At 43.7% G+C, this 11,504-nt stretch carries 8 protein-coding genes; all 8 read left to right on the top strand.

Translation table 11 applies throughout. The annotated features are described in order from the left end of the window. The first annotated feature begins 33 nt into the window (after window positions 1-33). On the top strand, window positions 34-3,942 hold the full coding sequence (gene dnaE / locus HMPREF0091_RS04420; RefSeq protein WP_006303080.1) for a DNA polymerase III subunit alpha: 3,909 nt from the start codon (window positions 34-36) through the stop codon (window positions 3,940-3,942). A gap of 104 nt (window positions 3,943-4,046) precedes the next feature. Further along, window positions 4,047-6,731, top strand: coding sequence for an adenine nucleotide alpha hydrolase family protein (locus HMPREF0091_RS04425; RefSeq protein ID WP_006303081.1), 2,685 nt, complete (start codon window positions 4,047-4,049; stop codon window positions 6,729-6,731). 85 nt (window positions 6,732-6,816) lie between these two features. Beyond that, entirely contained in the window at window positions 6,817-7,467 is a 651-nt protein-coding gene (gene ruvC, locus HMPREF0091_RS04430; RefSeq protein WP_006303082.1) for a crossover junction endodeoxyribonuclease RuvC, read from the top strand. After that, window positions 7,467-8,111 carry a Holliday junction branch migration protein RuvA gene (gene ruvA, locus HMPREF0091_RS04435; protein WP_006303083.1) on the top strand — a complete coding sequence of 215 codons (645 nt, stop codon included), beginning with the start codon at window positions 7,467-7,469 and terminating at the stop codon, window positions 8,109-8,111. Before ruvC ends, ruvA begins: the two co-directional genes overlap by 1 nt. Next, entirely contained in the window at window positions 8,111-9,217 is a 1,107-nt protein-coding gene (ruvB, locus tag HMPREF0091_RS04440; protein ID WP_006303084.1) for a Holliday junction branch migration DNA helicase RuvB, read from the top strand. Before ruvA ends, ruvB begins: the two co-directional genes overlap by 1 nt. 63 nt (window positions 9,218-9,280) lie before the next feature. Then, window positions 9,281-9,673: a hypothetical protein gene (locus HMPREF0091_RS04445; protein WP_010242032.1), complete on the top strand. Its 393-nt coding sequence runs from the start codon at window positions 9,281-9,283 to the stop codon at window positions 9,671-9,673. A gap of 203 nt (window positions 9,674-9,876) precedes the next feature. Further along, window positions 9,877-10,080 carry a cold-shock protein gene (locus tag HMPREF0091_RS04450; protein WP_006303086.1) on the top strand — a complete coding sequence of 68 codons (204 nt, stop codon included), beginning with the start codon at window positions 9,877-9,879 and terminating at the stop codon, window positions 10,078-10,080. A gap of 173 nt (window positions 10,081-10,253) precedes the next feature. Beyond that, window positions 10,254-11,450 (top strand): MFS transporter, encoded by a 1,197-nt coding sequence (locus tag HMPREF0091_RS04455; protein WP_006303087.1) that lies wholly within the window; start codon window positions 10,254-10,256, stop codon window positions 11,448-11,450. Window positions 11,451-11,504 lie beyond the last annotated feature (54 nt).

The following is an 11,504-nucleotide window of genomic DNA, read 5'->3' on the forward strand; positions in this document are numbered from 1 at the left end:
ATACAGCTACAATAGACGAAATTTGAGGGAATAATGGCTTTTGTTCATTTGCATAATCATTCGTTTTTTTCTGTTTTGGACGCATCAACTTCCATTCAGAATATGGTGGACGCAGCAGTTGCTCAACACATGCACGCGCTTGCACTTACCGATCATGCGTATATGTTTGGGATCCCCGATTTCGATTTAGCATGCAGAAAATATAACGATAATGCTGCCGATATGAAGCAGTACAAGCACGACGTTGAATGCTATGAAAAACAGTGGGATAACAAAGAGCCTAAGCCAGATGACCCTGACGCTGCGCCTCACGATAGATGTCATGCACAATGGGAAAAAGATAAACGCGTATGGGATGAAACGCATGATATCGAGCGCGTTCGTGCACAAAAACCTGAGCTTCTTATTAAGCCTATTTTTGGATGTGAGGCAAACCTCATTCCTGATCAGTGTATCGAAAAAGGAACGCCGCAAAAACGTTATCACCTAACGCTTTTGGTAAAGAATGCTGTGGGCTACGTTAACTTAATGAAAATGATGTCACTTGCGGCAAACCAAATGATGTATTACAAGCCTCGTACTACGTTTGCCATGTTGGAAAAGTATCATGAAGGCCTTATTTGTTTAAGCGGTTGTGCGCATGGTGTTATCGCTCAAATGATAGTTACGCAGCAATACGATGCAGCGCGCGCGTGGGCACAAAAATTTAAAGCTTTGTTTGGTGATGATTTTTATCTTGAAATCCAAGATCACGGTGTTTCTTTGGATTCTTGGAACGGTATGTCCGAACAAATGATCGCACAACGCATTGTTCAGCTGGGAAAAGAAGAGGGAATAGCTGTTGTTGCAACTAATGACAATCATTATTTTCATCAAGATGACGTTGAAACGCGCGATATCTTAAGCTGTATTGGTGCCAACACCCACCTCGACGAAAATTACCAGTCAACGCTTCCCGGTTCGGAGTTTTATTTTAAGTCCGAAGAACAAATGCGCGCACTGTTTGCATGGGTTCCTGAGGCCGTAGACGAAAGCGTTCGCATAGCCGCAAAATGTTCGTTTGAGCTTGACTGGACGCACATGTATCTTCCTAAGTTTCCTGGTTTGCGCGAAGGTGAAACATCAGAGGAGCGTTTCCGTAGCGAATGCGAACAAGGTTTGGCGCGTAAATACGGCAAACAATGGCAAGACGTTACCATTAACGGTGTAAATGTAAAAGAACGTTTTGAATATGAATATGGCGTTATTTGTTTTAAGGGTTTTGCTGACTACTTTTTAATTGTTCAAGAATATGTCCGATGGGCAAAAGAGCATGGTATTGGTGTAGGCCCTGGTCGTGGTTCTGCGGCAGGTGCTATTGTTGCATACGCTATGGACATTACGGCATTTGACCCGCTTGAAAACGGCCTGATGTTTGAGCGTTTCTTGTCGCTTGAGCGTACCGAGATGCCCGATATTGATATGGACTTCGACGATGAGCGTCGTTTGGAAGTTGTGCAACATGTTCGTGAACTGTATGGTTCTGATCGTGTGTGTCACGTTATTACGTACTCAACCATTAAGGCAAAACAGGCAATTAACGATGCCGCTCGTGTTTTGGGGTATCCCGTTGCAACTGCGCAAAAATTGTCCAAAATGGTTTCAAGTGACCCAAAGACTAAGCTCAAATTTGTGCTTTCAAAAACTGAAGGCAAAGAGGACATGTATAACCCCGATTTTGTGGATGCTTACCATAATAATGGTGATGAGCACCGCATTATTGATGCTGCGCGCTCTATTGAAGGTATCATTCGTGGCGAAGGCGTGCATGCCTGCGCTATTCTTATTGCACCAACACCTGTTAATGACCACGTTCCCACTAAGCTTGACACCAAAGGTGGCGTAGAAATTACCCAATACGAAGGACATTCCGTTGCGGATATGGGTCTGTTAAAGATGGACTTTTTGGGTTTGCGTACCTTAACCGTTATTTCTAAAGCACTTGATAACATTCGTGCTAGTTATCCCGACTTAAGCAAGCTTGATTCTTTGGGTGATGGAGTTAAAGCTTGCCTTAAACCAGGAGCTACTTGCATTGATATTGATCCGCAAAAAATACCTTTTACCGATCCGCGCATTTTTCAGTTGGTTGGTTCGGGACGAACTGCTGGCGTGTTCCAAATTGAATCGGAAGGCATGACAGCAACCATCAAAAATATGAAACCAAAAGAGTTTCGCCAAATTGTAGCTTTAATTGCCTTGTATCGTCCGGGACCTTTGGGTGCAGGCATGGTAACAAGCTACATTAACCGTATGAACGGTCGTGAACCTGTTGTCTTTTATGATGACAGACTTTCAGACATTTTGGACGAAACATACGGAACTATTGTATATCAAGAGCAGGTTATGCAGATTTCGGTAAAAATGAGTGGTTTTTCTAAAGGAGAGAGCGACTCTAAAATCAGAAAACCTGTTGCAAAGAAAAAAATTGCGCTTTTAACCAGTACCATTTTTCACTGGGAAAACGGTCGAGATGAAACAACGTATGACCACTGGATGAATGGTGCAAGTGCAAACGGCTATAAAAAAGAAGTTGCACAACGTATTTGGGACGATGTTTTGGAATTTGCGTCGTATGCGTTTAACAAATCGCACTCTGCAGGCTATGCTATTTTGGTTATGCAAACAGCCTGGTTAAAAGCATATTTTCCGCGTGAATACATGGCGTCGGTACTTACATCGTATATGGGTAAAACCAACAAAATTGTCCACTATATTAGTGCATGTAATCACGAGGGTATTAAAATTTTGCCTCCTGATATTAACGAGTCTGGTCGTGATTTTACGGCAACACCACAAGGAATTCGTTTTGGATTTGCTGGTATTCGCGGTGTTGGTGAAAATGTTGGTATTGCTATTATGCAAGAACGCAAGAAAAACGGCCCATTTGCAAATTTGCATGATTTTGTGAAGCGCGTTAATTCTGCTCAGGCAAACCGCCGTGTTGTAGAAGCTCTTATCAAGGCTGGTGCGTTTGATTCGTGTGGCTATCCACGCAAGCAGCTTATGGGATTTATTGATAAAAACAATCCTAAAAATATTATAGATGAGGCTGCACGTCACGAAAAAGATCGTTCGATGGGACAACTGTCGCTGTTTGATTATTTTGGAACGGTTGAAGGATCGGGATTTGAAGAAAAAATTCCTCCTGCAGATCCGCATGATCGCTGGGAAGACGGATTTATGCTTTCGCAAGAGCGCGAAGTATTAGGTATTTATGTTACCGACCACCCTCTGCGCCCGTATCAGGTTGCTTTGCGTCGTTCGCGTGATTTTACCTTAAGTGAGCTGGAAGAAAGCAAAGAAGTTATTGACGAGCAAAGCGGCGCCACGCATTTGGAATATAAAGTTCCCGAAGGAAAAACAATACATTTAGCAGGCATGACAGCAACAGGTCTTATTCAGCGTCGCCTTACTAAAACGGGAAAACAGATGGCTATTGTTACGCTCGAAGATATGGAAGGACAAATTCCTTTAGTTGTATTTCCTAAGGTGTTTGAGGCTTCATCTGCGCTGCTTAAAGGTGAAGTTTTGGAGTCGCTTGATAGCAGTGGCGAAAATATTTTCATCAAAGTTACTGGTAAACTTGAGCGTGGCGAGCGAGGTAATCAAGTTATTGTAGAGACTTTGGCACCGCTTCAGCTTTCGGGTGCAATTAACTCAATTCATGTTATAGAAATCGGCCTTTCTACGTCAAAACTCTCTACGCCTTATTTTGAAATGCTGCGGAGCGTGCTTGTGCGCTATCCTGGACTTGATAGGGTTGAGTTGCTGTACGAAAGTTCGGCACATGATATTATGCATATGGAGTTACCTCTTACGGTAGATGCGTGCGATCCGCTGCTCAAGGCCGAGATTGAGGATATGTTTGGTTCGGATTGTCGAGTGAGTGTGTTTATCTAAAGGGTTGTAAGCGCGCTCGGTAAGAGTTGCGTGAGTTCAACGCATGATACCATGCTTACTCAAATGGCGTTGTGCGGTGTTAGTATAAAGTTTTGGAGCGATTCATGAATATATTGATGGTACATACGCGTCTTATTTGTTCAACAGTTGCCGAAATGCTTGCCAAGCTTGAAGAACTTGACGCATATGCTACACGTCATGCAGTTGATTTAATTATTGTTCCACGTAGTTTTACCAATGCGTGCTTGAAAGTAGGTACAGCAGATCCATCTTCTTTGGCGCACTCTTCGCGCTGTGATGATTTAGATGTGCGCTTGCGCTGCTTGTATACCATGGCGCTCCATGTGAAAACACCTTTGTTAGCTCCTTGTGATTGGAGTTTTGCCTCGCGTGAGTATCCGTGCGCATTTCTTCTTGAAGAACGCTTGCCGCGTCGTGTTACTCGTTTTAGCTTGTGTCATCAAAGATTTGTGTGTACATTTTCGCCGCGTAATTTAGATGCATACAAAAAATACGAGCCACATGGAATCATTCTGTTTGACTCTCAACCACTTTCGCTCTCGTCTGCGCTCGAGTTTGTAAATGCGTCTGCACATACGCCTTCAAGTACGGCTGAAAACACGCCTTCAAATACGTCTGCACATACGGCTGAACGCACGGCTGAAAATGCAGCTCCTGATACAGCTGCAAACAAGTTTGCGCGCGTAACGCCGTTTATGCAGGATACTTTGATAACTCCTACGATATGTCCTGTATATGTAGTGCCAAGTATTGGTTGTATAAACAACAAACTTTATGTAGCACCAAGTTTTGTTTTGCAGCCACATGGAACAATGAGCGCGTATTGTGCACCCTTTGAACAGCGCTTTTGTTTGTATAACACCGATCAATCGCCAACATCTAAAGACAAACTATCAACTCAAAAACTGTCAACTCGTATTCAAAAAAATCCTGACTATGCTTACATGCATATATGGGATGCGCTTTGTATGGGTATCCAAGACAGGTGCGCGATGTTTGGCGCGCGTGAAGTTGTTTGCGTCATGGATGGTGGTCTTGCAAGTAGCGTGCTTGCGGCGTTATTGGTTGATGCACTTGGTGCTTTGCACGTGCACGCGTTGATTGCACCTCGTGAATGCTCGTATGATTTTACGGCTGCCAACACATTGGCAACTGCGTTAGGAATTGATGCTCGTACCTGCAACGATATGTCATACGGTCAAGGTTTTAGAACGTTGCAAGAAAAAATACATGTTCGCGAAGGTGCACTTGTTGGCTATGCACAAACATGGGCACAAACGCTTTCGGCTGTGTTGGTAAGTTCGTGCGACAAGCTTTCGTATATGCTGGGTGTATACACACTTTTTGATACATGTACTCGCATTGCTCCGCTTGCCGACCTCTTGCGCTGTGATGTTGAGCGTCTTGCTCGTGCTCGCATGACTCGTTCGGCTCTTTTTTCAACCTGTGAATATAAAAATATTGAATATCAAAGGCTGCAAGAACACCTGTCTGTGCCTGCTACCTGTGATGTTCGTACACTTGATAGCAACTTGCAGAACTATCTTCACCAGCGTGTATCAGCGTCTGATCAGTCTCACGCCACTCAATCTGGCGCCACTCAAGAAGTAATTGACTTCTTTACTTCGTGTTTGCATAAACTTTCTCACACGCTTGCAGCACCATTTGATACGTTTACGCTTTCTAACTGCCCCATTTCGGCATGCATTTTAGCTGCTCAAGCTGATACGTTATCAACCGCTCTGGTACCAACAGACCTGTCGTCACAGCTGTTTCAAAAGATAGACCTGTCGTTGATGAAGGCTTTTTCTCGTTCGCCTGAGTCTTTGCTCAAATTGTTCGGAGCAGATGACGACGATGCCGACCCAGACGATGCCGACCCAGACGATCCGTATCTCGACGATGATGACGACGACGATGAACTTGATGAGGACATTCTTTTGCGCGCAACCGGCGCGCGTGATGTGGACCCAAGCGCTGATAGGGACGTTATAAAACATGCACAATCTCTTAAAGCATGGCTTGAGAGTCATGGTTTTCAAACGCTTCCTGTTGCAGGTGGGTTTATGACGGTGGGTAATGCCCACGACATTGACGAAGACGAATTACGCAAGCTCTTGCAATCGCTTCCGGGCGATATAGATAGTCACATTATGCAGGCTAATATTGAAGTTCCAAGTGATTCTGTAAGCGACTTTGAAACATTTATGAAAGATATTCAGCGTGTGTTTAATAAAACGTCTGATGATTCACAAGAGCATACCTCAGACGACACTCAAAGCAATACATCGGATAAGACAATTGATAAATTTATTCGTGATCTGCAACATGCGTTTGATCTCAAAAATAAGATGAGCTCTCAAAAAGCAGCTCGTGCACAGGTGCGTTCGCAAGATCAGTCGATTCAAGATTTGGTGGACGATATTTTGAACGCGCGCCCGCTCTCACATGAAGAAAGCTTTTATATTTTAGACAATCAGCTTGATACGTTTGAAAATATGGAGTTTCGTGCAAACGATACCCATCAGTCACATGCACATGATGCCTCGTTTACCAAACTTATGAATAAAAAGCTTACCTCGGCGCATGCCGAGCGTCATCTGAAATTTATTTTGGGAACAGTGCGTGACTTTTGCTATGGTGGCGTATTTTATAATCATGCGCAGCGTCCCACGCGTACATCTCATGCAAATGCATCATCTGTATCGGGTACGTCTTTGCAGATGACGCACGAGTTAGATGACAATAATCCGTATTCTGAAAACTAAGTCCTTAAATCTCATCCACATTGTCAAAGAATCTGATATACTAGAACTAATGTTCCGGTTATCGGGATGATACTAAGGAGATAGCATGGTAATCCTAGGAATAGACCCAGGACTTGCACATACAGGATGGGGTATTGTGGAAACACGTGGGAGCGTGTATCGCGCACGTGCGTATGATTGCGTGGTCACCACCTCTGCTCAGTCGTTGCCCGAACGTCTTGATGCTATTTATCAGGGAATTTCCTATGCTATTGAGCGCTATCAGCCAGTGCACGTGGCTATTGAAAAAATATTTTTTGGCGAAAATGTGCGTTCTGCCATAGATACGGCGCATTCACGTGGTGCGGCACTTGTTGCTTGTGCGCGTGCAGGTGTAGTTTTGGGCGAATATACTCCTATGCAGATTAAACAAGCTGTTGTTGGTACGGGTTCAGCTGATAAACGCCAAGTGATCTTTATGGTTAGAAATATTTTGAACCTCGATCACGATCCAAGACCCGATCACTGTGCTGATGCGTTGGCTGCGGCAATTTGCCATGCAAGTTTACTTCGCACACAGCAGGCGGCATATCAAAGTGCTTCGGTAGAAATGCTTGAACAGCAACGTGCCGAAGCCCTTCAACACAAACTACAGGCTCGTGCGCTTACCGCAGCTGCAAGTAAGGCTCATTCCGATTATGCTCACGGCATTGGAAATGTTATGGATAAGACACGTCAGAGCAGGAGAAATAAATAATGATCGTTCAGCTTACAGGAACACTTGTTGAAGTCTTTCCAAACTCGGTGGTCTTAGACGTACAGGGCGTGGGATATGAATTGGGAATTTCTGCCAATACGGCTGCCAATTTACCTGCATGTGGTCAAACGGCTGTTACGCTGTTAGTTAGAATGATCGTTAAAGAAAATGCTATGGAACTCTATGGCTTTTCTTCACGCCAAGAACGAAACGCGTTTGATAGGCTTATTGATATTTCGGGTGTAGGTCCTAAACTTGCGCTGGCGGTTTTGTCAACGTATTCTTTATCAGATTTAGCAACAATTGCGCTGTCCGAAGATGTAACACGTATGGCACAGGTGCCAGGCGTTGGAAAAAAGAAAGCGCAACGTTTGCTTATAGAGTTAGCCGATGTGTTTGCAAAAGATGCCGAGCTTCGTATTTTGGCTTCTGCCGAGCAAAAGACGTCTGGCGCGCGTGAGCAAGCACCGCAGCACAGTGTACTTGATGACGCGCAATCGGCATTATTGGCTATGGGCTTTACACCTCAAGAAGTTGAGCTTGCTCTTAAACCGTATGATAAAAAAGAATGCAATGATAATCCATCGCTTACGGCACAAACCGTTATTACGCAAGCGCTTCAACGCTTAGGAGGCAGATTATAGTGTGGGTAGCAGACGAAGAAAACCTCTTTGCCGATAGCGCTTCAAGCATGCACTCGCATGCTTTACAGCACGAGAGCGGAACAGATGCTCAAGCACATAACGCAGGAGCTTCGCGGAGCGTGGCGTGTGAGCTTACCGAAGATGATTTAGATGTTGAGCGTAGTTTACGACCAGAATCGCTGGGAGATTATTGCGGACAAACGCGTGTACGCGAAAACCTTCGTGTACTTATTTCTGCTGCAAAGGATAGGGGAGAAACCCTCGATCACGTGCTGTTTTCGGGCCCTCCAGGTTTAGGAAAAACAACACTTGCTTCAATTGTTGCTCATGAAATGGGTGCTCACCTTAAAACAACCTCAGGTCCAGCAATTGCTAGAACAGGTGATTTAGCTGCTATTTTGACAAACCTTCAAGAGGGAGATGTCTTATTTGTCGACGAAATCCATCGCCTTAATCATCAGGTAGAAGAAGTGCTCTATCCGGCAATGGAAGATTTTTTCCTTGATATTGTTATTGGAAAAGGTCCAGCTGCACGTTCGATACGTTTAGATGTGCCTCACTTTACGCTCATTGGTGCTACCACCAGAACGGGCTTGTTAACAGGACCTTTGCGCGATCGTTTTGGAATTTCGTATCGCCTTGATTATTATTCGGTGGATGAGCTGGCAGAAATTGTAAAACGCAGCGCGGGGATTCTTGAGGTTGGTATTGACGATTCAGGTGCACAAGAAATTGCATCCCGCTCGCGCGGTACACCTCGTCTTGCAAACCGCCTTCTTAAGCGCGTCCGAGATTATGCACAGGTAAAAGCCCATGGCGAAATATCCTGGGATGTTGCTTCACAAGCTTTATCGTTCTTTGAAATTGACGAAATGGGCTTAGACTGGATGGATAAAAAGATATTATCGGTATTAACGCAAACATTTGGAGGTAGAGCGGTTGGACTTACCACTATTGCTTCTGCGGTAGGGGAAGATCCTGCTACGTTAGAAGATGTGTACGAGCCGTATTTGCTTCAACGAGGATTGTTAATTAGAACGCCGCAAGGAAGACAAGCAACTTCACTTGCGTTTACACATTTAGGCTTGCATGCTCCAACTGCATAGATGCTAACCTTAAATATAGGTGCTGTGTGAGATAGTTTTGTGTTCATAGCGAAAGGAGAATTCATGATTCATAAGGATTTTCTTGAAGAAGCAATTAAAAAATTTGTTGAGGGCGTTTCCAAGCCTTTGGAATACGCGCTTCTTAAAAAAGACATTACGCATCTAGGTGAAGTTGATGACGCCATTGCAGAATTGCTTGAGATGAATTCAGCAGTTGTTATGCAGCTTGCTCCCGCTTCTTTGGTTACGATGATGAATCTATCTCAGGTGGGTGCTTCTATTGCTCAATATGTTGCCTATGTGCTTCGTATGGAGGCGCGTGTTTACGAACGCACGCAAAATCTAGAGTTAAGTAGTTTAAGATTAGGACAAGCACATGCTATAGAGCAGGCATTTGATTGTGAAGCTGATGTTATTCCACTAGAATTTGCAAGTCTTAACACAAAGCTATCGTAAGTCTTAAAGAATGCAATATAATTGTCGACTAAATTATTACATTTATAGAGTATGATAGAAACTGTGCTTGTGAAAAGACTATTTAACCAAGGTCACCATCGTGTGTGTTTGGTAAAAGAGTTTCTTTATAAGTAGCGGTTAGTTAGTGTGTACATAATGTATGCACCTATTAAGTCCAATAGGACAAGAAAGAAAGGCACGACATGGCTCAGGGTACTGTAAAATGGTTTAATCCAGACAAGGGCTACGGTTTTATTTCTCGCGAAGATGGCGATGATTTATTCGTACACTTTAGTGAGATTAAAATGGATGGTTTTAAGACTTTGGACGAAGGTCAAGCAGTAGAGTTTGATATTACCACTGGTCAAAATGGTAAGCTTCAAGCTTCTAATGTTCGCAAAGCATAACTCATTTGGGGTTATACGTATAAATTAGCTTTACCGTGAGTTCATTATTTTGCACTTATTTAAAAGGCTGATTAGAAAGAGAGCCGCGTGTGTGGCTCTCTTTTTTGTCGTTAAAATTCGTACATTTTATATGTGTATATGTTTAATGGTAAGAAGTTATAAAGGAAGTTTTGTTGAACACACAAAAAGAGATCATGACACCTTGTGATACGGCTACATCTACTCATAGTACAGCACGCAGCCTTCATCTTTCATCGCTGCTTTTAATGGCTTCAATTACCTGTCTTGCTGTCTTATCCGAACTTATGCCTTCAGGTGTTTTGCCTGCTATGATAGAACATTTTTCGATATCGCAGACGCAGGCAGCGGGTCTTGTAGGAGCGTATGCAGTTGCTTCTGCAATTTTTGGAATTCCTTTAGTTTCTCTTACGGTTTCTCGCGATAGAAAAAAACTGTTAGCTGTTTTACTTATCGGGTTTGCAGCTTCAAATCTTATGGTTGCCCTATCGCCACAATTTCATATTGCTCTTGTTGGAAGAGCATTGGGCGGCATCTGCGCCGGCACACTGTGGCCCATGATCACGGCATACGGTATGTCGCTTGTTCCTCGCGAATCTGCTGGCAAAGCCGTTGCCATTATTATGTCGGGTATAACGGTAGGTATGTCGGTTGGTCAACCCTGCATGACCTGGATTGGTCGTCAATTTGGTTTTCAGTTTGAGTTTGCGGTTATGGCTTTGCTTATTGTAGGTGTTATGGTACTCTGCATGATGTTCTTGCCTCACGTTAAAGGTGAAAAACGAAGCCGGGAAAATTCTCCGTTTACCATGCTTGCTAACCCAGGTATTTTGCTTGTCATCGTTCTGACGTTTTTAGGAGTTGGCGCAAATTACGGAGTATATACGTTTATTACCACGCTTATTTCTACGTTTAGCTATCCCAGTGTTGAGCTAGCACAAATTTGGTTTGGTATAGGTTCAATTATTTCGGTCATCCTTATTTTGAGGTTTATTGATACGCGTCTTCATCTCTTTTTGGTCTCGATGTTTGTGCTGGGCTGTGTAGCTATGCTTGTCTTTTATAGCTTACACTTCGAGATGGTGCTTCACGGTGCATTCGTTCTGTGGGGCATTGCATTTGGCTCGCTGAGCAGCATTTTTCAAACTGCAACTGCGCGTCAGGTTCGTAGTGGCACTGCCGTTGCTAATGCGCTTCAATCCTGCTCGTTTAATGTTGCTATTATGTTTGGATCAACGGCTGCTGGATTTTTACTCGAAACAGGAGGAATTGAGCCTATTGTCTTAGGTGCATCAGCTATCTTCTTTGTTGGTATGGTGCTCTCAGTTTGTACACGCTCATATTTTGCTTAAAGTACATATTTTACTAGAACATACGTTTGATTTACAAGCGAAGCAATTCAAGCA

The sequence above is a fragment of the Fannyhessea vaginae DSM 15829 genome (assembly GCF_000159235.2).
Lineage (GTDB): Bacteria > Actinomycetota > Coriobacteriia > Coriobacteriales > Atopobiaceae > Fannyhessea > Fannyhessea vaginae.

Excerpts from the sequence above, each read along its gene's own strand:
- dnaE (WP_006303080.1), top strand. The coding sequence starts at position 34 with ATGGCTTTTGTTCATTTGCATAATCATTCGTTTTTTTCTGTTTTGGAC.
- HMPREF0091_RS04425 (WP_006303081.1), top strand. The coding sequence starts at position 4,047 with ATGAATATATTGATGGTACATACGCGTCTTATTTGTTCAACAGTTGCC.
- ruvC (WP_006303082.1), top strand. The coding sequence starts at position 6,817 with ATGGTAATCCTAGGAATAGACCCAGGACTTGCACATACAGGATGGGGT.
- ruvA (WP_006303083.1), top strand. The coding sequence starts at position 7,467 with ATGATCGTTCAGCTTACAGGAACACTTGTTGAAGTCTTTCCAAACTCG.
- HMPREF0091_RS04445 (WP_010242032.1), top strand. The coding sequence starts at position 9,281 with ATGATTCATAAGGATTTTCTTGAAGAAGCAATTAAAAAATTTGTTGAG.
- HMPREF0091_RS04450 (WP_006303086.1), top strand. The coding sequence starts at position 9,877 with ATGGCTCAGGGTACTGTAAAATGGTTTAATCCAGACAAGGGCTACGGT.